Genomic DNA, 22,738 nt, shown 5'->3' on the forward strand with positions numbered 1-22,738 from the left:
ACACTTAATGCTAAATGGCATGCTAAAAATACGAAAAAAGGGAAGCCTTAGCCTCCCTTAATTCTTAAGATGTTAGAGAATTATAAATCGAATTTAACTTCATCTAATAATTTTACGGCGGTTTCGTGATGAGAAGCAATATCATCAAGAGACAAGGTATCGGCTTTATATTCTCCCCATGAGGCTACTAATTTAGACGGTGAGACACCCGGTTTTACTGGGGATTCAAAATTATCTTCCGCATACATTTTTTGAGCTTCATCACCAGATAAAAACTCCATTAGCTTCAGAGCATTCTCTTTATTTGGTGCATATTTTGCCATTGCCATACCACTGATATTCATGTGGGTACCAAAAGCTTCTTGGCCTGGAAAGTTAATATATACCGCTTCAGCCCATGCTTTTTGATCTTTATCGTTGAGCATTTTGCCGAAGTAATAACTATTCCCTAATGAGTAATCACATAAACCCTCTTTGATCGCTTGAACCTGACCACGATCACTACCTTGTGGTTTACGTGCAAGATTAGACTTTACCCCTTCTAACCATTGCTTGGTTTCAGCTTCACCATAATGAGCAATCATGGCTGATACGAGTGATACGTTATAAGGGTGTTTACCTGGACGTGTACAAATCTTTCCTTTGTATTCTGGTTTTGCTAGATCTAAGTAATCAAATGATGCAGGTAATTTTCCGACACGATCTTTTGAGGAGTAAACGACTCGAGAGCGTGTCGTGACACCAAACCATTCACCTTCTGTATCACGATATTGAGCAGGAATATTACTATTGATGACATCACTGTTGACGGGCTGCACTACTTCTTTATCGCTTAACTCAGCCAAACGACTAATATCAACCGTTAATACGACGTCTGCAGGACTATATTCACCTTCTTGTTTTAGCTTCTCAGCAATACCATCTTTAGCAAACTTCACATTAACCTTAATGCCTGTTTCTTTCGTAAATTGGTTTAGCATCGGCTCAACTAAAAATGGTTGACGATAAGAATAGACATTCACTTCTTCAGCAGACATCGCTAAAGGAGCAAATAAAGAAGTTGCAACGGCTGTTGAAAGTAGTAATTTTTTCATCAATCTCATCCTTTAATATTAATACAAATGATAATGGTTATCATAAGTAGTGAATTATATAGAATAAGATCTTCAACTCAACATCCTAACTAGCAGAATGAGCAAAAAGCCCCACTCAAAAGAGCAGAGCTTTGTAACAAAATTTAAACAACTTATTAGATGTTACTTTATTTATTAGAAGTAAACTCAGGATAGGCTGCGACACCACAATCATGCATATCGACACCATCCATCTCTTCTTCTTCTGATACTCGAATGCCCATCGTGGCTTTTAGAATTCCCCAGAGCACTAAGCTTGCACCAAATACCCAGGCAAAAATAACAACTGCGCCATAAATTTGAGCACCGAATGAAGCACCATCATTGCTCAATGGAACCATTAACAAACCAAAGATACCGCACACACCGTGTACTGATATAGCACCAACTGGATCATCAATTTTCACTTTATCAAAGAATAAGATACTAAAGATAACCAAAACACCAGCGACGGCACCAATCACAACGGCCATAATAGGTGATGGTGAGGCAGGGTCTGCTGTAATAGCGACTAACCCCGCTAAAGCGCCATTAAGAATCATCGTTAGGTCTGCTTTACCCCAAATCAGTTTTACCGTAATTAATGCAGCTACGGCACCGGCAGCAGCGGCAGCGTTAGTGTTCAAATAAACTAAACCAACTGCTGTTGCATCATCCGCAGAAGAAACAGCTAGCTGTGAACCACCGTTAAAACCAAACCAACCAAACCATAAAATAAATGTTCCTAATGTGGCTAATGGCATGTTTGAACCTTGAATAGGGTGAACTTCACCATTCTTACCATACTTACCTTTACGAGCACCTAACAATAGTACACCCGCAAGTGCAGCTGCAGCTCCCGCTAAATGAACAATACCAGAGCCTGCAAAGTCACTAAATCCAGCAGCAGATAAGAAACCACCACCCCAAGTCCAATACCCTTCAATAGGATAAATGAACCCAGTTAACACTACGCTAAAAATAAGGAAGGTAGATAATTTCATACGCTCAGCAACTGCGCCTGAAACAACCGACATGGCTGTTGCGACGAACACGACTTGGAAGAAGAAGTCAGAACCTAATGAATGGCCAGCATCATCCGCCTGCGTACCAATTAAACTACCAAATGATGGGAAAATACCGCCTTCAGCATTGCCTACATACATAATGTTATAACCAACTAACAAGAACATCGTACAAGCAATACCGTATAGGACAAAGTTCTTAGTTAAAATTTCTGTGGTATTCTTTGAACGTACCAAACCCGCTTCTAACATTGAAAAACCAGCGGCCATCCACATTACTAATGCACCAGATATCAATAGAAAAAAGGTATCTAATGCGTACTTCATTTCAGTCATTTCCATATCGTAATTCTCCAGTCCTTTAATCCGTTAAAGCGCTTCATCATCCATTTCACCCGTACGAATACGGACAGCATGCTGTAGATCGAAAACAAAGATTTTACCGTCACCAATTTTCCCTGTTTGAGCGGCTTTCATTATCGCCTCAATAACACGATCAACGTTATCGCTTTGAGTTGCTATCTCCACTTTCACTTTAGGTAAAAAGTCGACTTGATATTCAGCACCACGGTATAGTTCCGTATGCCCTTTCTGACGACCGAAACCTTTGACTTCAGATACAGTCATCCCTTCAATACCAACATCAGCTAACGCTTCGCGGACATCATCTAATTTAAACGGTTTGATTATTGCACTAATTAATTTCATTGCATTCCCTCATCATGATGCATTCTTTCAACAATCAAATTACTTTCAAGTTGCATGCCAACTTTTTAAATTATTGATAAATAGGGAATTAACAAGAAAACAAAAGAGAAGGAAAAAGCAGGAGCACCAATATGGTGCAATAAAATCACTAAGAATAAGCAGAAGAAAAGAAATTAAGACTCAACGAATAAATGCACACCAAGAATGCAGAACTTGTTCAAAATCTTCAATTCCACACCAAGACTGACTTTCTTCATCATAAGCTGATAAATCATCAGAAAGCTCTTCATCATCAATAGTTAATAAATGATTTGAAGATATATGAACTTCATTTTGTTCGATAAATAAACTCCATTCTTGCCCTAATAAACGCCATTCTTTATTAATATTTTTTTGTGCACCAATTTGCTGCAAAACATATTCAAGTTTTCCTAGATCAGCACCAATTTCTTCGATCAACCAATGACCAATAGCTTCATGTCCAGATGAAAACTCAACTCGATAACTTCCATCTAAAGTGTTCTTCTTAAATTCAAAGTCCATAAATAATATTTCTTATCGTTGAAGGGATAACACAATTTTACTTGTTTAATAAAGAAAAGGCGATTCAATTGAAATCTGAATATCTCAGACTAAAAAAACCGGACTTTTTCAAGTTAAGCTTTCGCTCTTTATTCTTAATAAGTAGTAAGCAAACAAGACAATAACCAATACCAATCACACCAATTGGATGCTCAGACATTACGTAGGAAAAAGGTTTGAGAACAAGGAGGAGCAGTTATCTCGTACCTTGGTATAAAACTAGCAGAATATTATCGAAAAGGTGTGTCATGCATGGAATCGTTTCTTGGAGAGCACCGACAGGGTAACAAAAATATGCACTAGAAACGGGAGTAATCTAGACAATTAATTTTTTAGGTTAGCATAAACGAAAAAATCCTGACTCTTTCGAATCAGGATTTTAAAATAAGTGGCGGAGTGGACGGGACTCGAACCCGCGACCCCCGGCGTGACAGGCCGGTATTCTAACCAACTGAACTACCACTCCGCAGTGTCTATTCAGTATATATATTCAAAGCCTGGCGATGTCCTACTCTCACATGGGGAGACCCCACACTACCATCGGCGCTACTTCGTTTCACTTCTGAGTTCGGCATGGAATCAGGTGGGTCCAAAGCGCTATGGTCGCCAAGCAAATTCTTTTGTTAAACGCTCAAGCGTTTAACTTAATTCGGAAAGCTGCTTTGTTATCTCTAACTCGTTCTCACACTCATTCAAGCATGTCTTATATCTATTAAGTCCATCAAAACCCTTTAGGTGTTGTATGGTTAAGCCTCACGGGCAATTAGTATTGGTTAGCTCAACGCCTCGCAGCGCTTACACACCCAACCTATCAACGTTCTAGTCTCGAACAACCCTTTAGGACACTTAAAGTGCCAGGGAAGACTCATCTCAGGGCTCGCTTCGTGCTTAGATGCTTTCAGCACTTATCGATTCCGAACTTAGCTACCGGGCAATGCCATTGGCATGACAACCCGAACACCAGAGGTTCGTCCACTCCGGTCCTCTCGTACTAGGAGCAGCCCCCTTCAATCTTCCAACGCCCACGGCAGATAGGGACCGAACTGTCTCACGACGTTCTAAACCCAGCTCGCGTACCACTTTAAATGGCGAACAGCCATACCCTTGGGACCGACTTCAGCCCCAGGATGTGATGAGCCGACATCGAGGTGCCAAACACCGCCGTCGATATGAACTCTTGGGCGGTATCAGCCTGTTATCCCCGGAGTACCTTTTATCCGTTGAGCGATGGCCCTTCCATTCAGAACCACCGGATCACTATGACCTGCTTTCGCACCTGCTCGAATTGTCATTCTCGCAGTCAAGCGGGCTTATGCCATTGCACTAACCACACGATGTCCAACCGTGTTTAGCCCACCTTCGTGCTCCTCCGTTACTCTTTGGGAGGAGACCGCCCCAGTCAAACTACCCACCAGGCACTGTCCTCACCCCAGATAATGGGGCTAAGTTAGAACATCAACACTACAAGGGTGGTATTTCAAGGTTGACTCCACATCCACTGGCGTGAATGCTTCAAAGTCTCCCACCTATCCTACACATGTAGGGTCAATGTTCAGTGCCAAGCTGTAGTAAAGGTTCACGGGGTCTTTCCGTCTAGCCGCGGGTACACTGCATCTTCACAGCGATTTCAATTTCACTGAGTCTCGGGTGGAGACAGCGTGGCCATCATTACGCCATTCGTGCAGGTCGGAACTTACCCGACAAGGAATTTCGCTACCTTAGGACCGTTATAGTTACGGCCGCCGTTTACCGGGGCTTCGATCAAGAGCTTCTCCGAAGATAACCCCATCAATTAACCTTCCGGCACCGGGCAGGCGTCACACCGTATACGTCATCTTACGATTTTGCACAGTGCTGTGTTTTTAATAAACAGTTGCAGCCACCTGGTATCTGCGACTCCCGGCAGCTTAGAGAGCAAGTCTCATCACCGCTAGGAGCGTACCTTCTCCCGAAGTTACGGTACCATTTTGCCTAGTTCCTTCACCCGAGTTCTCTCAAGCGCCTTGGTATTCTCTACCCGACCACCTGTGTCGGTTTGGGGTACGATTTCTTACAAACTGAAGCTTAGAGGCTTTTCCTGGAAGCATGGCATCAATGACTTCACTACCGTAGTAGCTCGACGTCGTGTCTCGGCCTTAAGATTTCCCGGATTTACCTAAGAAATCAGCCTACGCACTTGAACCTGGACAACCATCGCCAGGCCCACCTAGCCTTCTCCGTCCCCCCATCGCATTTGTAAGAAGTACGGGAATATTAACCCGTTTCCCATCGACTACGCTTTTCAGCCTCGCCTTAGGGGTCGACTTACCCTGCCCCGATTAACGTTGGACAGGAACCCTTGGTCTTCCGGCGAGGGAGTTTTTCACTCCCTTTATCGTTACTCATGTCAGCATTCGCACTTCTGATACCTCCAGCAAACTTCTCAGTTCACCTTCAACGGCTTACAGAACGCTCCCCTACCCAGCACAGTAAACTGTACTGCCGCAGCTTCGGTGTATAGCTTAGCCCCGTTACATCTTCCGCGCAGGCCGACTCGACCAGTGAGCTATTACGCTTTCTTTAAATGATGGCTGCTTCTAAGCCAACATCCTGGCTGTCTGAGCCTTCCCACATCGTTTCCCACTTAGCTATACTTTGGGACCTTAGCTGGCGGTCTGGGTTGTTTCCCTCTCCACGACGGACGTTAGCACCCGCCGTGTGTCTCCCGGATAGTACTTACTGGTATTCGGAGTTTGCAAAGGGTTGGTAAGTCGGGATGACCCCCTAGCCTTAACAGTGCTCTACCCCCAGTAGTATTCGTCCGAGGCGCTACCTAAATAGCTTTCGGGGAGAACCAGCTATCTCCAGGTTTGATTGGCCTTTCACCCCTAGCCACAAGTCATCCGCTAATTTTTCAACATTAGTCGGTTCGGTCCTCCAATTGATGTTACTCAATCTTCAACCTGCCCATGGCTAGATCACCTGGTTTCGGGTCTATACCTAGCAACTCGACGCCCAGTTAAGACTCGGTTTCCCTACGGCTCCCCTATACGGTTAACCTTGCTACTAAATATAAGTCGCTGACCCATTATACAAAAGGTACGCAGTCACACCACGAAGGTGCTCCTACTGCTTGTACGTACACGGTTTCAGGTTCTATTTCACTCCCCTCACAGGGGTTCTTTTCGCCTTTCCCTCACGGTACTGGTTCACTATCGGTCAGTCAGGAGTATTTAGCCTTGGAGGATGGTCCCCCCATATTCAGACAGGATAACACGTGTCCCGCCTTACTCGATTTCACTGATTATGATGTGTCGGTTACGGGGCTATCACCCTGTATCGCCAAGCTTTCCAGCTTGTTCACCTGCATCATTAAAAGCTTAAGGGCTAATCCAATTTCGCTCGCCGCTACTTTCGGAATCTCGGTTGATTTCTCTTCCTTCGGGTACTTAGATGTTTCAGTTCCCCGAGTTCGCCTCATTAACCTATGTATTCAGTTAATGATAGTTGCTTATGCAACTGGGTTTCCCCATTCGGAAATCGTAGACTCAAGTGGCTTTTACTGCCTAATCTACGCTTATCGCAAGTTAATACGTCCTTCATCGCCTCTGACTGCCTAGGCATCCACCGTGTACGCTTATTCACTTAACCATACAACCCAAAAGGGTCTTATGTATGTCAACTAAATAAGGTTTTAGTTTGTTGATATTTAAGAGGGTAATCTTAAATATCGTTGCCGGACTCAATAGATGTTTTTGCCTACTTTTATAAAAAAGTAGATAAAAACTAGAATACAAGACACTTGAATGTGTGTTGTGTGTTTATCTTAAAGATAAACATTGAGAACTTTTATTTGATAACAACATAAAGTCGTTATCAGTCAGCTTTCCAAATTGTTAAAGAGCAAGTTCTTTCTAATGAAAGGAACCATTTTTAAATACACTGTTTTAAATGCACTTAAAGATGGTATCCCGTAGGGGAGTCGAACCCCTGTTACCGCCGTGAAAGGGCGGTGTCCTAGGCCTCTAGACGAACGGGACACAGGATTTGAAAGCAATGGGATGCTTTCTGAACTCTTTTCTATATAAACCTAATCAATCTGTGTGGGTACTCATCAAAAATAATCTTCGTATAAGGAGGTGATCCAGCCCCAGGTTCCCCTAGGGCTACCTTGTTACGACTTCACCCCAGTCATGAACCACAAAGTGGTAAGCGTCCTCCCGAAGGTTAAACTACCTACTTCTTTTGCAGCCCACTCCCATGGTGTGACGGGCGGTGTGTACAAGGCCCGGGAACGTATTCACCGTGGCATTCTGATCCACGATTACTAGCGATTCCGACTTCATGGAGTCGAGTTGCAGACTCCAATCCGGACTACGACGCACTTTTTGGGATTCGCTTACTTTCGCAAGTTCGCTGCCCTCTGTATGCGCCATTGTAGCACGTGTGTAGCCCTACTCGTAAGGGCCATGATGACTTGACGTCGTCCCCACCTTCCTCCGGTTTATCACCGGCAGTCTCCCTGGAGTTCCCGACATTACTCGCTGGCAAACAAGGATAAGGGTTGCGCTCGTTGCGGGACTTAACCCAACATTTCACAACACGAGCTGACGACAGCCATGCAGCACCTGTCTCAGAGCTCCCGAAGGCACACCTGTATCTCTACTGGCTTCTCTGGATGTCAAGAGTAGGTAAGGTTCTTCGCGTTGCATCGAATTAAACCACATGCTCCACCGCTTGTGCGGGCCCCCGTCAATTCATTTGAGTTTTAATCTTGCGACCGTACTCCCCAGGCGGTCTACTTAACGCGTTAGCTCCGAAAGCCACGGCTCAAGGCCACAACCTCCAAGTAGACATCGTTTACGGCGTGGACTACCAGGGTATCTAATCCTGTTTGCTCCCCACGCTTTCGCATCTGAGTGTCAGTATCTGTCCAGGGGGCCGCCTTCGCCACTGGTATTCCTTCAGATCTCTACGCATTTCACCGCTACACCTGAAATTCTACCCCCCTCTACAGTACTCTAGTTTGCCAGTTTCAAATGACCTTCCGAGGTTGAGCCCCGGGCTTTCACATCTGACTTAACAAACCACCTGCATGCGCTTTACGCCCAGTAATTCCGATTAACGCTCGCACCCTCCGTATTACCGCGGCTGCTGGCACGGAGTTAGCCGGTGCTTCTTCTGTTGCTAACGTCAAGCAACGCAGTTATTAACTACGAAACCTTCCTCACAACTGAAAGTACTTTACAACCCGAAGGCCTTCTTCATACACGCGGCATGGCTGCATCAGGCTTTCGCCCATTGTGCAATATTCCCCACTGCTGCCTCCCGTAGGAGTCTGGGCCGTGTCTCAGTCCCAGTGTGGCTGATCATCCTCTCAGACCAGCTAGGGATCGTTGCCTTGGTGAGCCATTACCTCACCAACTAGCTAATCCCACATAGGCGTATCCAATAGCGCAAGGCCCGAAGGTCCCCTGCTTTGCTCCGAAGAGGTTATGCGGTATTAGCCATCGTTTCCAATGGTTATCCCCCTCTACTGGGCAACTTCCTATGCATTACTCACCCGTCCGCCGCTCGTCAGCGAAATAGCAAGCTATTTCCTGTTACCGCTCGACTTGCATGTGTTAGGCCTGCCGCCAGCGTTCAATCTGAGCCATGATCAAACTCTTCAATTAAAGTTTTTGTGGCCGCTCTTAAATAAAGAGACAACCGGCTCAACGAATACTGACTTCAAAACTATTCTTCTTAAAAAGAAGAAGTAACTTTAAAGCTATCATCTATCCAACAGATAGATAATGAATTGACTGTGCCGCTATTATTTATTTTCACTTTAAAAAGTGAAATCAAACCAGCTCAAGGCTGATTCTTTTAATAGCCGTTTGGTCACTCAGTTCATTGATAAATCTTTTTGATTATCATCAACGAGTGCCCACACAGATTGATAGGTTTAAATTGTTAAAGAGCGTTGTTCTTATCGATAATGCTTAGCGCATCTCGTTGAACAGGGCGGCCATTTTAGCGATTTAAAAGTTCGTGTCAAACACTTTTTTAAAACTTTTTTTCGCAAACCTTATTGAGAAGGTTTTGACCTCTAACCCGTGCTGCAGCTTGGCTGCGTGCCCCGTGTCAGTGATGTCGCATTATAGAGACATCGCTCACATTGGCAAGCGCTTTTTTAAAAAATATTGAAAAATAATGCTTAGACGCTCAAATTACACTCAAAGCCCTATTTATACCAATTTACCCTACCTAGGCACACAAGTTATCCACAGAGTTATTCATTTTATAAAAAAGAAAGGTCACTATTGTGAGTGACCTTTCTTTATTAAAGACAAAAATCTTTAACTTTTATATTCCAGAACCATCAGTTTGAGCATCTGGATCATCTTCATGAAGACCACATTCCCGTTTCAAACCAAAAAAACGAGTTTCCTCTTCGGTCATTCCTGGTTCCCACTTACGTGTCGTATGTGTATCACCTACTGATAAATATCCTTGCTCCCATAATGGATGATAAGACAAACCATGTTTCTGTAGGTAGTCATAGATGTCTTTATTAGTCCAATCAATAATTGGCAAAAACTTAAAGACTCCATTCTGGATAGCTAATATAGGTAAATTATTTCGTGTGCTTGATTGATCACGTCTTAGCCCAGAAAACCAAGTGGAGATCTTTAATTCATGTAATGCCCGACGCATTGGTTCTACTTTATTTATCTTATTGTACTTTTCGAGGCCTTCGACACCTTGTTCCCATAACTTACCATATAGCGCTTCTTGCCAATTTGGACTCTGCTCTGCACGGAAAACTTTTAAGTTAAGAGTGAGCTTATTAGTGAGCTCATCGATAAAACGATAAGTCTCAGGAAATAAGTAGCCTGTATCGGTCAAAATGACAGGTATGTCTGATTTAGCTTGTGTCACTAAATGCAGCATGACCGCCGCTTGTATTCCAAAGCTTGAAGAAACTGCAAATTCACCTTGTAAATGCTTTAATGCCCAATGAATGCGATCTTGAGCATTTAATGTTTCTAATCGACTATTAATTTCTGCTAGCTTTAAACTCTGTTCGACTTTATTTAAAGATAGCAACTCATCTAACTTAAGTTGCAGCCCTGTACCTATCTGTTCTATATCATTAAGCATGGAAGTCCCTCTTAGAGATCACAACCTCATCAATAATGCCAACACGGATGACAAAATCACCAAATGCTTCATTTAGTTCACGCTCATGGGCCCAGCGACCAACCAATTCATCAATTTCAGTGAGTATCTGTTTATCTGTAATGTTCTCTTTATACATTTTAGGTACACGAGTCCCACTTCTATTGCCACCTAAGTGTAAGTTATATCGACCTGGCGCCTTACCGACTAAGCCTATTTCCGCCAACATCGCACGACCACAACCATTAGGACACCCTGTTACACGTAAAATAATATTCTCTTCTTTCGGTAATTGGTGCTTTTCTAAAATCCCTTCAACTTGAGTAACAAAAGAAGGTAGAAAACGCTCCGCTTCCGCCATGGCTAACGGACAAGTAGGAAATGCCACACACGCCATTGAATTTTTACGCTGCTCACTCACCGAGACATCCATTAAGCCATGTTTAACCGCTATGCTTTCTATGAGTTCTTTTTGATCAGTCGCTACACCCGCCACAATTAAATTTTGGTTTGCCGTAATACGAAAGTCACCTTTATGAACTTTAGCGAGTTCAGCCATGCCAGTTTTAAGTGGCTTACCCGGATAATCTAAAATACGACCATTCTCTATAAATAGAGATAAGTAATGTTTTCCATCAATACCTTCTGACCAACCTATACGATCTCCACGTTCAGTAAATTCATAAGGACGGCTTTCTGCAAATTGACTTCCTGCTCGTTTTTCTACTTCAGCTTTAAAGACATCAATCCCAACGCGATCTAAAGTATATTTAGTCTTAGCATTTTTACGATTAGAACGGTTACCCCAATCTCGTTGGGTGGTAACAACTGCCTCAGCAAAAGCTAACGTTTTATCTACTGGAATAAATCCCAAATCATCAGCACGGCGAGGGTAGGTAGAGGTATCACCATGAGTCATTGCCAAACCGCCACCCACCAGCACATTAAAACCAATTAATTTTCCGTTCTCTTCTATCGCAACAAAGTTCAAATCGTTCGCATGAACATCCACATCGTTTAGTGGTGGAATCGCAATCGTGGTTTTAAACTTACGAGGTAAATATGTCCTTCCTAAAATAGGCTCTTCTTCTTGAACAGTACTATCAATCTTTTCTGCATCTAACCAAACTTCCGCATACCCTCTCGCATGTGGTAAGAAATGTTCACTGATTTTCTTTGACCATTCATAAGCTTCTTGATGCACTGCTGATTGGTATGGGTTAGCCGTACAAAGCACATTTCGATTCATATCTGCCGCAGTACCAATCGAGTCAATACCAATTGAATTAAGAGCCTTATGCACCTTTTTAATATTTGGTTTTAAAATGCCGTGATATTGAAATGTTTGACGAGTGGTTAAACGGATACTGCCATAAAGAGTATGCTCATCTGCCCACTTATCGACACCAAGCCATTGTGTTGGTGTGATCACCCCTGCCGGTAAACGCGCACGTACCATCAAAGTATGCAATGGCTCTAATTTTTGCTTGGCTCGTTCAGCGCGAATATCACGGTCATCTTGTAAATACATGCCATGAAAACGGATTAGAGTGAAGTTATCTCCGGTTACTGCCCCTGTAATGGGATTTTGTAAATCTTCGGCTATGGTTCCACGTAAGAAATTACTTTCGGCCTTTAAACGCTCACCATCAGAAAGTGGACCTAAGACTTCACCTAATACTACTTGTTCTTTCGTGCTCATTAGTACACATCCCTTTGATAACGTTTTGCTTTACGTAGGTCATTAATAAATTCTTCTGCTTGCTCTTGACCTAACTGACCTTGCTCTTTAACAACTTGAATCAATGCATTGTGGACATCTTTTGCCATTCTATTGGCATCTCCACAAATATAGATATAAGCCCCTTGTTGCAACCATTGCCAAACTTCCGCAGCATTTTCTAAGATACGATCTTGTACGTAGACCTTTTCGGCCTGATCACGACTAAAAGCCACATCCATCTTGGTCAAGATTCCAGATTTTAAATATTTCTGCCATTCCACTTGGTATAAGAAATCTTGGGTGAAAGTACGGTCACCAAAAAATAACCAATTTTTACCTTCAGCATCTCGTGCTTCTCTTTCTTGAATAAAACTCCGGAATGGTGCTATACCCGTACCTGGGCCGATCATGATCACTGGGGTGCTATCATCTTGCGGCAGTTTGAAATTATTGTTGTGCTCAATGAAGACTTTAACGCTATCTCCCTCCTCTAAACGATGAGTTAAATAATGTGACGCGCCACCAAAACGCTTTTCTTCACCTTGTTGATACTCAACTAGACCAACGGTTAAATGCACTTCATCTTCAACTTCAGCCTGACTTGAAGCAATGGAATATAAACGTGGTGTTAATTTACGGAACAAACTAGTTAATTGCTCAGCGGTCAGTGTTGTTTTCTTCTCTCTTAGAACATCAATAACTTGAGTGTTGCTTGAGTACTCACGTAACTTGTCTTTATCTTCCACCAGCTTTTGTAATTTCTTACTGCCTGATAATTCGGCGTATTGAGTAACAAGCTGTGGATTCGACGTTGTGATCTCAAACTTACTCACTAATGCACTATGAATAGAAAGGCTTTCATCATCGAGCTCAATGCTTTCAATACCAGATAGACCAACTTGATCTAAAATCGCAGCGACTAGATCAGAACTGTTTTCATACCAAACACCTAACGCATCTCCAGGCTGATAAGTAATGCCTGAACCATCGAGATCAATTTCAATATGGCGAACATCTTTTCCAGAATCGCGACCGGTAATTTTTTGGCTGGTCAAAAGACTTGCCGTATAAGGATTTTGTTTATTCCATGGGCTTTCAATATGGGCAGATTGACCAACAGGTAATTGCACAACTTGCGCATCGTTAGCCGATAAGGTTTCTTTCACTTTTTCTAATGCTTGCTTACGCCATTCAGCCGCAGGTGCTTCGTAATCAACATCACAATCAACACGCTCTAAAAAGGCGGTTGCGCCAAGCTTACTTAAGTAACTATCAAAATCTTTACCCGTTTGGCAAAAGAACTCATAACTAGAATCTCCTAAACCTATCACCGCGTATTGTAAGTTCGGTAGTTTAGGGGCCTTCTTCGATTGTAAAAACTCATGCAGTTCAATCGCATTATCTGGTGCTTCCCCTTCACCGTTGGTTGAGGCAACAATGATCACGTGAGTTTCTTTGGCTAAATTTTTTCCTTTGTAATCACTCGCATCAAATAATTCCACCGCTATACCATTAGTATCGGCTTCATTTTTAAGTGCTTCTGCCACCCCTTTAGCATTACCCGTTTGTGAGGCATAAATGATGGTCAATTTTCCAGCCGGTTGAGAAGCGACAGATAATTGAGAAGATTGGGCGCTACCTGCGGGCTGACCGGTTTGGCTTAAGCCCCAAAAGTAACCACTGACCCAAGCCAGTTGTTGTGGAGACAGCTCAGCCATCGCTTGTTGCAATTGACCAATTTGTTGATCATTAAGCGGGCTAGCCAGAGCCGAAAGATCCTTTAGTAACATGTCACGACATCCTATCTTTTTATCAGCCTAAGCCACATCAACGTTTACTTAGACATTTAGGGATATATCCAAAGTAGTTGGATTACAGCAAAGTGAATAATCACCACCAATAAAGCTGCAATGACCAATACAAAGGGGATTAACAATATAATTGCTTCATGAGACTAGATTAACGATTCTGATGAATATCGAGAAAGAATTGATAAGTATGTTTTATAACTTTTTGGACATAAGAAATGAAAACACCGCAACGGCTAAAATCAGCGCTACGGTGTCAGTGAGGTGAAACGCGTTATTTATTGGCAATACGAACTTGTCTAAATCCTACGTCTATAGCTAAGCGAGAGGCATCGTCCATATTTTGATAATGACATTCTTGACCATGTTCATCAGTGAGCAATACTAAGCCTCCTCGATGATGGCGAAATTCCACTATCCAATCTTCCTCTTCAATCGAAGATTCAATAATGGCTTCAAGCAATTGCTTTTCTTGATATAAGCGGCGTAATTCAGTCACAGTCATAACCAGCCCTTCCATGTCTCTTAGACACACTCTCTTTATTAAGCATGGCGCAAATTTCAAAACTTGCGAGCTAAATAGGCAACTTTATGGACTGACCACTAAAAAGTAGTGAATGATTCATTCACTTTGGTTAAAAAGGACTTGGCTTATTGTAATGCTTATAAAGATACAAACCGATAAGCGCAACAATGATCCAAGGTAATAATTTGATCACCGCGCCAACCATAGTTACGACAAAGCCAAACAATAGGGCCGCTGCAAAGGCAATAAAGAAAGTCACCATAGTGACGCCGGTGAACATCAATACTCCAAAGAACACTAAGATAAACAATAATTCGAACATACATCTTCCTTCTCGTCTTTATTGCTATCAACTTGCACAATGTAGGCCAAGTTAAAAGCAAGATGATTCATTTAAAAATCAAAAGGTTAAAATTAAGAAAGAAAATTCAAATGAAAAGACATGGCTAATTTCACTAATTTACAGTCAAATTAGCCATTTGCAAGACTGGTTAAACATCTAATTCAGCAGGAATTTTGGCTAAAGCGGCTTCGACGACTTCAATCCCAGCGCCTGACTTATGGGCATTCTCACTGATATGACGACGCCATTGACGTGCGCCTGGCATAGCTTGGAATAACCCTAACATATGACGTGTGATATGGCCTAAACTGGCTCCTTTTGCCATTTCATCTTCAATGTATGGCAACATTTTCTGCACCACCTGACGTCTTTTGATTATCGGTTTATCCGCTCCAAATAAACGTTGGTCCACTTCCGCCAATAAATACGGGTTTTGGTATGCTTCACGTCCAACCATCACACCATCGAGGTGCTTAAGATGTGTTTCACATTCTTCTAAGGTTTTCACTCCCCCATTAACCGCAATAGTTAAATGTGGGAAATCTTTTTTTACCTGATAAGCACGCTCATAAATAAGTTCTGGAATTTCACGGTTCTCTTTAGGGCTTAATCCTGAAAGCCATGCTTTACGAGCATGAATAGTAAATTGATCGACGCCACCCTTCTCACTCACTAAAGTAATAAAGCGGGTTAAAAATTCATACGAATCCTGCTCATCAATCCCAATACGCGTTTTCACGGTGACCGGAATATCAACGACTTCACGCATCGCTGCCATACATTCAGCCACCAGCTCAGGTTCCGCCATCAGGCAAGCACCAAACATACCATTTTGCACCCGATCCGATGGGCAACCAACGTTAAGGTTGATCTCATCATAACCACGCTCCGCCGCTAACTGCGCACACTTAGCTAAATCTGCAGGGTTAGAGCCTCCTAATTGTAAGGCCACAGGGTGCTCTGGTTGAGAAAACTGCAAAAAATCCCCTTTGCCATAAAGAATTGCGCCAGTGGTCACCATTTCGGTATATAGCAATGCATGCTCTGAAAGTAGACGATGAAAGTAACGACAGTGGCGATCGGTCCAATCGAGCATTGGAGCGACGGAAAAACGTTGCAATGGGTAATTTTTCATAATGGTATATGGGATAAATATCTCTGACTTATTAAGCCAAATATTTTACCATAGGCCGATGAAGTGCACATCAAGCAAATACAACCTGTGATGGCGCAACCTATCTTCGAGTTTAAGGCATAATTAAGGCTACGATTTTGAATACACGTTTACTTCAACAAGTGACTGAACTTTGTCAACAAAGAGGGGTTCGTCTCACCTCACAACGTCAACAAGTCTTAGAACTGATTTGGCAACAAAAAGGATCGGCGACGGCGTATGAGTTATTGGATAAACTAAAGCAAACCGAACCTCAAGCTAAGCCACCTACGGTCTACAGAGCGTTAGAGTTTTTATTAGAGCAAGGGTTTATCCATCGTGTTGAATCCACCAATAGTTTTGTGTCGTGTTGTTTTTTTGATGAACATGATTGCCACGGTCAACACAAGCATTTTTCTCACTTGCTCATTTGTGATCAATGTGGGGATGTGACAGAGCTACAAGATGAGACATTAATCAAACGACTCACTAAGAATATTAATGCTCATGGATTTAAGCTTACCAACCACGTGATTGAAACTCATGGGGTGTGCAAAAGCTGCCAATAATCCCACTCTCAACAATAATCATAAAAAAGTGTAACCATAAAAAAAGAGAAGCCTTATCCGCTTCTCTTTTTATTATTCAGAAAGTTAACTCTATTACGCTTTGAATGCTTTAAAAGCGTTAATCAAACCATTCGTTGAACTATCGTGCGACTCAACTGGGTTGTTGTCAGCAAGCTCAGGTAAAATTTGGTTAGCTAATTGCTTACCAAGCTCTACGCCCCATTGGTCAAAGGTAAAGATATTCCAAATAACCCCTTGCACAAAGATTTTGTGTTCGTACATTGCAATCAAATTACCCAAAGTGGTTGGGTTGATTTGCTTCACTAAAATCGAGTTAGTCGGACGGTTACCTTCAAACACTTTAAAGTTAACCAGATCTTTCACTTCTTCTGCCGTTTTACCAGCAGCGATAAATTCAGCTTCGACTTGCTCTTTAGATTTACCAAATGCAAGCGCTTCAGTTTGAGCAAAGAAGTTAGACATCAGTTTTTGGTGGTGATCACCAATTTGGTTATGACTAATTGCCGGCGCAATAAAATCACAAGGAATTAATTTAGTTCCTTGGTGGATCAATTGATAGAAAGCGTGTTGACCATTAGTACCAGGTTCACCCCAAATAATTGGACCCGTTTGGTAATCTACGGCCTGACCATTACGGTCAACATATTTACCGTTTGATTCCATATTACCTTGTTGGAAATAAGCCGCGAAGCGATGCATGTATTGATCGTAAGGCAGGATAGCTTCCGATTCAGCACCATGGAAGTTGTTGTACCAAATACCAATCAACGCCAAGATGACAGGAATGTTGTTTTCAAATTCAGTATTTGCAAAATGCTTATCCATTTCATGCGCACCTTCCAATAACTCAACAAAGTTATCAAAGCCAATCGCTAAACAGATTGAAAGACCGATTGCAGACCATAGTGAATAACGACCACCAACCCAGTCCCAGAATTCAAACATGTTATCTGTATCAATACCAAAATCAGCAACCGATTGGGCGTTGGTTGAAAGTGCCGCAAAGTGTTTTGCAACATGAGCAGAATCAATCGCCGCCTCCAAGAACCAATCACGAGCAGTGTGAGCATTAGTCATGGTTTCTTGAGTGGTAAAAGTTTTTGAAGCCACTAGGAAAAGCGTGGTTTCAGGGTTTAGCCCTTTCAATGTTTCAGCGATATGGGTTCCATCAACGTTTGAAACGAAGTGCATATTTAAACGCGTTTTATAAGCGGATAATGCTTCAGATACCATGTAAGGACCAAGGTCAGAACCACCGATACCGATGTTAACAATATCCGTGATTTCTTTGCCAGTGTAGCCTTTCCATTCACCCGATACGATTCGGTTAGTAAAGCTTTCCATCTTAGCTAATACCGCATTCACACCAGGCATCACATCTACACCGTCAACCAAGACCGGCGTATTGCTGCGATTACGTAATGCTGTATGTAATACCGCACGACCTTCGGTTTGGTTGATCTTATCACCCGCAAACATCGCTTCGATTGCCGATTTAACTTCCGTTTGCTCCGCAAGAGCAAAAAGATGCGTTAGCGTTTCTTGGTCAATTAAGTTCTTTGAGTAATCCACTAAAATATCTGAGCCAAACTTGGCAGAGAACTGATTAAAGCGATCCGCATTTTGTGCGAATAAGCTTGAAAGCTCCATATCTTGTGCTGATTCAAAGTGTTCAGTTAACGCTTTCCACGCGGATGTTGTGGTTGGGTTAATATTTTTCAACATGATTCATTCCTGGTATGTCTAATGGTTTCTTCAGAACAAAAAACCATACGGTTAATTGCCTGCCCCCGATACAAAAACTCAGCCATTTAACGAGATGGCTCAATTCAAAAACTTTCTTCTTTGGCGTCGAACGTCTAAATCAGATTATCGCAATGATTTATGTGATCTGTATTGCGTTATATCAGTTTAAATATAACTCATAAGTGATCCAAGAGATTCCGGCAATTTGTCGATATGTTTTACTTTGTCATCCTTTCTCTTTGCTTAAAATGGTTGATTCACCATGACGCGAAACATGCTTTCCTCATCTCCCCATGCCATTTCGGCTCGAACAACGATGCCTTCAACTTGAAAACGGACCGCTCCGCCATAACTCACCTGCATATCATCATGCAATTCAGATAAGTTATATTCATCAGCCACTCGGCCAACGTCGGTAAATAAGACCCATTGCCACCAAGGGACATGATACCAATCAAACACAGGCCAATTTTGAAGTGGTTGCCAATCAGGCATTACACGATATTCTAAGCTATAGTTGATAGCCGCTCGGCCAGTGAATCGCCCCGATGCGAAACCTCGTTGACGATATAGGCCGCCCAATCTTACTCCGGCATATTCAGGAGGGCGGTGTGTTTTGCCTTGGTTCCAACTTGGAGTGCCTGCGGTATAAAAATCAAATGCCACAACTTGTTTGTTAAAGACATGACCTAATGCCCCAAGATCAAAGTATTGGCTATTTTGAAACTCCCAAGTACTCCACGGATCCTCATTACCCACTTTAGGAGCATAGGTGTAATTGAACAAGGTATGCGAGCCATGGGTGGTATTACGAATGCTATCTCGGTTATCCCAATCAAAACTGAAAATCATGCCCCAAGTATGGTCAGGATCATCATAGACAACCCCATCGAGCTGACGAGATTTATAAAAAGGCGTAAATCCTAAGCTCGTCACCCCACTCTCCCATGGCGTTATCCCTGCAATTTTTCGATTGGGCGAATAACTGGCACTCGCCGCCCGCTCTTTCCCTAACCCTAGTGGCAATACATAACGAAATTTGGCTTGTAAACGAGACTCTTGGCCATCAGCTTCTGTGTAGTCATCAAAGTCAGAACTATTGCTGGTCGCATTACCAAGGTAGTAACGATAATCGTCAAACTGAGCAAGGTAAGCATCGGCATCGATTAACCAACGCTCTCCTAACTGATAATTATAACCGCCTAAATAGGAGACATAACTGCCTTTATCGGAGACAAACCCGGCACCTAATAACGCGGCTTGAGGTTGGCCAGCTCCTTTTAATAACCCCGCCGCACCAATAGAGTTACCAATGGAATCAGAGATAAAGCCAAATGGCACAATTTTAAATTCAGAATACCAAGAGTCTTTAGCGTTATCCGATGAGTCTTGAGAAGGGATATCTTGATGGGCAGAAGGAGAAGAATCTTGATGATGAAGAGGAGATGAAAGGCTGATATTAGGCTCAGCCGATACACTAGTTGAAAAAAAAACCAATAAACCAACAGCAATTGTAAATCTACCCTGTTGGCAAAAATAATTTTTCATCGGAACTAAAGCACTAGGAGTCATCATTCATTATGTTCTTCTTGATAAATCATCACTACTCGCCCTGTCAATTTTGTGACTAATTCGTACGCGATAGTTCCTATACGATTGGCAATTTCTTCTGCCGGTAAACCTTCGCCCCATAAAATGGCTTCATTACCCACTTGGTCTTGACTATTGCAGCCTAAATCCACGGTTAACATGTCCATCGACACCCTACCAACTAGAGGCACTCGGCGACCATTAATGACCACTGGCGTCCCATTAGGCGCAGTGCGAGGATAACCGTCACCATAGCCAATTGCGATGACACCAATCTTTGTATCTCGCTCGGCCGTCCAAGTCGCACTATACCCTACGCTTTCGCCCGCTTTGACATCACGAATGGCAATTAAATGTGATTTTAAGCTCATGACGGGCTTAAATCCCATGGATTCGGCATTTTGCGCTTCAAATGGCGACACACCATACAAAATAATTCCCGGCCTTACCCATTCTAAATGACTATCTGGCCAGGCTAAGATCCCTGAAGATGCCGCAATAGAACGCTCACAACCCGCTTCGGCTAATTGGGTAAATAACTCGATTTGCTCCATCGTTGCCGGATTATCCAATTCATCCGCACAACCAAAATGGCTAATATAGTGAAGTGGTTTTGCCACATTAGAACACGCTTTTAAGCGCGTAAGAAATTCCTCTAATTGCTCAGGTCGTACACCTAAACGGTGCATTCCAGTATCAATCTTAAGCCAAACCTCTATCGGAGCCGCCAATTGTGCTTGCTCTAACGCCAATAATTGCTCTTCACAATGCACGGCCGTATGCAGGTTATTCGCTTGTATGATCGGAAGATCAGAGTCATCAAAAAAGCCTTCTAATAATAAGATAGGTTTACTGATCCCCACTCGTCTTAATTCAAGCGCTTCTTCTAATCTCGCGACACCAAAACTGTCTGAGGTAGATTCCAAAGCTTGAGCAACCGCAGCAGCACCATGACCATAACCATTGGCTTTCACAATAGTGGTGATCTTACTCTTTCCAACCTTAGTTTTTACTTTTGTAAGGTTATAGCGAAGCGAGTCTAAATTAACGTATGCGGTTGCCGCGACAGGAGGCTTCATGATTGGGTCTGTCCTAAATCAATGGATGGTAAGAAATCGATTGTCGTTGTCATTGAGCTAACCCCTTGTTAACTCAATATTTCAGTGGCTTTATTCATCATCAAAGGCTGGGCCCGCGTAATTATCAAAACGGGAGTACTGGCCTTGGAAAGTCAGTCGCACTGAACCAATAGGTCCGTTACGTTGCTTACCGATAATGATCTCCGCAATTCCTTTTAAGGCACTATCTGGGTGATAAACCTCATCACGGTAAATAAACATGATCAAGTCAGCATCTTGCTCAATCGCTCCTGATTCACGCAAATCCGAGTTAATAGGTCGTTTATCAGCACGTTGCTCCAAAGAACGGTTAAGCTGTGATAATGCCACTACTGGAACATTCAATTCTTTTGCCAACGCTTTTAATGAGCGTGAGATTTCAGAGATCTCTAAGGTACGGTTATCTTGCAAGCCAGGCACTCGCATAAGTTGCAAGTAATCGACCATGATCATTGATAACCCCCCGGTTTCACGTGCGATACGACGTGCACGAGATCGTAAATCCGTCGGGGTTAAGCCCGAGCTATCATCGATATACATATTCTTCTTCTGCATCAGAATACCCATAGTCGATGAGATACGAGCCCAATCTTCATCATCAAGTTGCCCGGTACGGATCTTAGTTTGATCCACACGTGACAAGGAGGCCAGCATACGCATCATCAATTGTTCTGCGGGCATCTCTAAAGAGAAAATCAGAACGGGTTTGTCTTGATCCATCGCTGCGTTTTCACATAAGTTCATCGCAAACGTCGTTTTACCCATCGATGGACGAGCAGCCACAATGATTAAGTCTGAGCCTTGTAAACCTGCCGTCTTCTTATTGAGATCGGTAAAGCCTGTCGACACCCCTGTCACACCATCTTGTGGCGTTTTATACAGCACTTCAATTCGTTCTAATGTTTTTTCTAAAATATTATCAACGCTTTGAGGGCCTTCATTTTCAGCAGTACGCTCTTCGGCAATGGCAAACACTTTACTTTCTGCCATATCCAACAAATCGGCAGAGCTTCTTCCTTGTGGATCATAACCGGCATCAGCAATTTCATTGGCGATGCCGATTAAATTACGCACCATGGCACGTTCACACACAATGTCAGCATAAGCATTTATATTTGCCGCACTTGGTGTATTTTTCGCAAGATCGGCGAGATAAGCAAAGCCACCAACCGATTCTAGCTCTTCACGCAACTCCAAATGTTCAGAGAGTGTAATAAGATCAAGAGGTTGACTGTTTTCTAAAATCGATTTAATCGCCGCAAAAATTAAACGGTGTGGGCGACTATAAAAATCTTTTTCGACAATTTTCCCGGAAATAGAATCCCAACGTTCATTATCGAGTAATAAGCCGCCTAAAACGGATTGTTCTGCCTCAAGAGAGTGCGGTGGAACCTTTAAAGCGTCCACTTGCGAATCTGAGATTTTTCGAGGTTTATTTTCTGCCATAGGACCACTTACTTGAAAATTTGAGCCAATCATTATACCCAAGCCACCTCAAGATGCGAGTTCAACAAGAATAAAACCCCTTTGAAACGCGACAAAATAAAAGCCTCAAGACATACGCAGTGCGT

The 22,738-nt window shown here is 42.8% G+C and carries 15 protein-coding genes, 2 tRNA genes and 3 rRNA genes; 1 reads left to right on the forward strand and 19 read right to left on the reverse strand.

Annotation, left to right across the window (positions count from 1 at the left end; all coding sequences use genetic code 11):
- Positions 1-80 precede the first annotated feature (80 nt).
- The 15 genes from VCA1004_RS09775 to dusA form a co-directional block, all read right to left on the reverse strand.
- Positions 81-1,094 carry a Fe(3+) ABC transporter substrate-binding protein gene (locus VCA1004_RS09775; protein WP_086981595.1) on the reverse strand — a complete coding sequence of 338 codons (1,014 nt, stop codon included), beginning with the start codon at positions 1,092-1,094 and terminating at the stop codon, positions 81-83.
- Positions 1,095-1,261: 167 nt separating this feature from the next.
- Entirely contained in the window at positions 1,262-2,479 is a 1,218-nt protein-coding gene (locus VCA1004_RS09780) for an ammonium transporter (RefSeq protein ID WP_086981596.1), read from the reverse strand.
- 27 nt (positions 2,480-2,506) lie between these two features.
- Positions 2,507-2,845, reverse strand: a complete 339-nt coding sequence (gene glnK / locus VCA1004_RS09785) for a P-II family nitrogen regulator (RefSeq protein WP_086981597.1) — start codon at positions 2,843-2,845, stop codon at positions 2,507-2,509.
- A gap of 180 nt (positions 2,846-3,025) precedes the next feature.
- Positions 3,026-3,388, reverse strand: a complete 363-nt coding sequence (locus VCA1004_RS09790; protein ID WP_086981598.1) for a YacL family protein — start codon at positions 3,386-3,388, stop codon at positions 3,026-3,028.
- 428 nt (positions 3,389-3,816) lie between these two features.
- Positions 3,817-3,893: transfer RNA gene (locus VCA1004_RS09795), tRNA-Asp, on the reverse strand.
- A 29-nt stretch (positions 3,894-3,922) separates the two neighbouring features.
- Positions 3,923-4,038 (reverse strand): 5S ribosomal RNA (rrf, locus tag VCA1004_RS09800).
- Between the two features lie 131 nt (positions 4,039-4,169).
- Positions 4,170-7,057: ribosomal RNA gene (locus tag VCA1004_RS09805) — 23S ribosomal RNA — on the reverse strand.
- Positions 7,058-7,370: 313 nt separating this feature from the next.
- A tRNA-Glu gene (locus tag VCA1004_RS09810) sits at positions 7,371-7,446 on the reverse strand.
- Positions 7,447-7,538: 92 nt separating this feature from the next.
- Positions 7,539-9,081: ribosomal RNA gene (locus tag VCA1004_RS09815) — 16S ribosomal RNA — on the reverse strand.
- The 16S, 23S and 5S rRNA genes sit together here with 2 tRNA genes alongside, the layout of an rRNA operon.
- A 673-nt stretch (positions 9,082-9,754) precedes the next feature.
- Entirely contained in the window at positions 9,755-10,552 is a 798-nt protein-coding gene (locus tag VCA1004_RS09820) for a phosphoadenylyl-sulfate reductase (RefSeq protein WP_086981599.1), read from the reverse strand.
- A complete protein-coding gene (cysI, locus tag VCA1004_RS09825) occupies positions 10,545-12,272 on the reverse strand; it encodes an assimilatory sulfite reductase (NADPH) hemoprotein subunit (protein ID WP_086981600.1) in 1,728 nt (575 codons plus the stop codon). The genes VCA1004_RS09820 and cysI overlap by 8 nt, the downstream gene beginning before the upstream one ends.
- Positions 12,272-14,083 carry an assimilatory sulfite reductase (NADPH) flavoprotein subunit gene (locus tag VCA1004_RS09830; RefSeq protein ID WP_086981601.1) on the reverse strand — a complete coding sequence of 604 codons (1,812 nt, stop codon included), beginning with the start codon at positions 14,081-14,083 and terminating at the stop codon, positions 12,272-12,274. Before VCA1004_RS09830 ends, cysI begins: the two co-directional genes overlap by 1 nt.
- Before the next feature lie 292 nt (positions 14,084-14,375).
- Positions 14,376-14,606 carry a hypothetical protein gene (locus VCA1004_RS09835; protein WP_086984561.1) on the reverse strand — a complete coding sequence of 77 codons (231 nt, stop codon included), beginning with the start codon at positions 14,604-14,606 and terminating at the stop codon, positions 14,376-14,378.
- A gap of 130 nt (positions 14,607-14,736) precedes the next feature.
- The gene (locus VCA1004_RS09840) at positions 14,737-14,949 is read right to left on the reverse strand and encodes an envelope stress response protein PspG (protein WP_086981602.1); all 213 of its coding nucleotides are present in this window, start codon (positions 14,947-14,949) and stop codon (positions 14,737-14,739) included.
- A gap of 169 nt (positions 14,950-15,118) precedes the next feature.
- On the reverse strand, positions 15,119-16,105 hold the full coding sequence (gene dusA, locus VCA1004_RS09845) for a tRNA dihydrouridine(20/20a) synthase DusA (protein ID WP_086981603.1): 987 nt from the start codon (positions 16,103-16,105) through the stop codon (positions 15,119-15,121).
- Positions 16,106-16,227: 122 nt separating this feature from the next.
- On the opposite strand from dusA, the gene zur reads away from it, so the two are divergent.
- Positions 16,228-16,692: a zinc uptake transcriptional repressor Zur gene (zur, locus tag VCA1004_RS09850; protein WP_408646904.1), complete on the forward strand. Its 465-nt coding sequence runs from the start codon at positions 16,228-16,230 to the stop codon at positions 16,690-16,692.
- A gap of 93 nt (positions 16,693-16,785) precedes the next feature.
- Here the strand turns inward: zur and pgi are convergent, their stop codons facing one another.
- The 4 genes from pgi to VCA1004_RS09870 all read right to left on the reverse strand — a co-directional run bounded on the left by pgi (position 16,786) and on the right by VCA1004_RS09870 (position 22,613).
- Positions 16,786-18,438 carry a glucose-6-phosphate isomerase gene (gene pgi, locus VCA1004_RS09855; RefSeq protein ID WP_086981605.1) on the reverse strand — a complete coding sequence of 551 codons (1,653 nt, stop codon included), beginning with the start codon at positions 18,436-18,438 and terminating at the stop codon, positions 16,786-16,788.
- Positions 18,439-18,702: 264 nt separating this feature from the next.
- Complete coding sequence (locus tag VCA1004_RS09860; RefSeq protein ID WP_232012590.1) at positions 18,703-20,034, reverse strand: BamA/TamA family outer membrane protein; 1,332 nt, start codon at positions 20,032-20,034, stop codon at positions 18,703-18,705.
- Entirely contained in the window at positions 20,031-21,128 is a 1,098-nt protein-coding gene (gene alr, locus VCA1004_RS09865) for an alanine racemase (RefSeq protein ID WP_086981606.1), read from the reverse strand. Before alr ends, VCA1004_RS09860 begins: the two co-directional genes overlap by 4 nt.
- 90 nt (positions 21,129-21,218) lie before the next feature.
- The gene (locus tag VCA1004_RS09870) at positions 21,219-22,613 is read right to left on the reverse strand and encodes a replicative DNA helicase (RefSeq protein WP_086984563.1); all 1,395 of its coding nucleotides are present in this window, start codon (positions 22,611-22,613) and stop codon (positions 21,219-21,221) included.
- Between the last annotated feature and the right edge of the window lie 125 nt (positions 22,614-22,738).

The sequence above is a fragment of the Vibrio aphrogenes genome (assembly GCF_002157735.2).
Taxonomy (GTDB): domain Bacteria; phylum Pseudomonadota; class Gammaproteobacteria; order Enterobacterales; family Vibrionaceae; genus Vibrio; species Vibrio aphrogenes.

What these genes read in the sequence shown, in the direction of transcription:
- VCA1004_RS09775 (WP_086981595.1), bottom strand. Translation starts at nt 1,094, where the DNA reads ATGAAAAAATTACTACTTTCAACAGCCGTTGCAACTTCTTTATTTGCT.
- VCA1004_RS09780 (WP_086981596.1), bottom strand. Translation starts at nt 2,479, where the DNA reads ATGGAAATGACTGAAATGAAGTACGCATTAGATACCTTTTTTCTATTG.
- glnK (WP_086981597.1), bottom strand. Translation starts at nt 2,845, where the DNA reads ATGAAATTAATTAGTGCAATAATCAAACCGTTTAAATTAGATGATGTC.
- VCA1004_RS09790 (WP_086981598.1), bottom strand. Translation starts at nt 3,388, where the DNA reads ATGGACTTTGAATTTAAGAAGAACACTTTAGATGGAAGTTATCGAGTT.
- VCA1004_RS09820 (WP_086981599.1), bottom strand. Translation starts at nt 10,552, where the DNA reads ATGCTTAATGATATAGAACAGATAGGTACAGGGCTGCAACTTAAGTTA.
- cysI (WP_086981600.1), bottom strand. Translation starts at nt 12,272, where the DNA reads ATGAGCACGAAAGAACAAGTAGTATTAGGTGAAGTCTTAGGTCCACTT.
- VCA1004_RS09830 (WP_086981601.1), bottom strand. Translation starts at nt 14,083, where the DNA reads ATGTTACTAAAGGATCTTTCGGCTCTGGCTAGCCCGCTTAATGATCAA.
- VCA1004_RS09835 (WP_086984561.1), bottom strand. Translation starts at nt 14,606, where the DNA reads ATGACTGTGACTGAATTACGCCGCTTATATCAAGAAAAGCAATTGCTT.
- VCA1004_RS09840 (WP_086981602.1), bottom strand. Translation starts at nt 14,949, where the DNA reads ATGTTCGAATTATTGTTTATCTTAGTGTTCTTTGGAGTATTGATGTTC.
- dusA (WP_086981603.1), bottom strand. Translation starts at nt 16,105, where the DNA reads ATGAAAAATTACCCATTGCAACGTTTTTCCGTCGCTCCAATGCTCGAT.
- pgi (WP_086981605.1), bottom strand. Translation starts at nt 18,438, where the DNA reads ATGTTGAAAAATATTAACCCAACCACAACATCCGCGTGGAAAGCGTTA.
- VCA1004_RS09860 (WP_232012590.1), bottom strand. Translation starts at nt 20,034, where the DNA reads ATGATGACTCCTAGTGCTTTAGTTCCGATGAAAAATTATTTTTGCCAA.
- alr (WP_086981606.1), bottom strand. Translation starts at nt 21,128, where the DNA reads ATGAAGCCTCCTGTCGCGGCAACCGCATACGTTAATTTAGACTCGCTT.
- VCA1004_RS09870 (WP_086984563.1), bottom strand. Translation starts at nt 22,613, where the DNA reads ATGGCAGAAAATAAACCTCGAAAAATCTCAGATTCGCAAGTGGACGCT.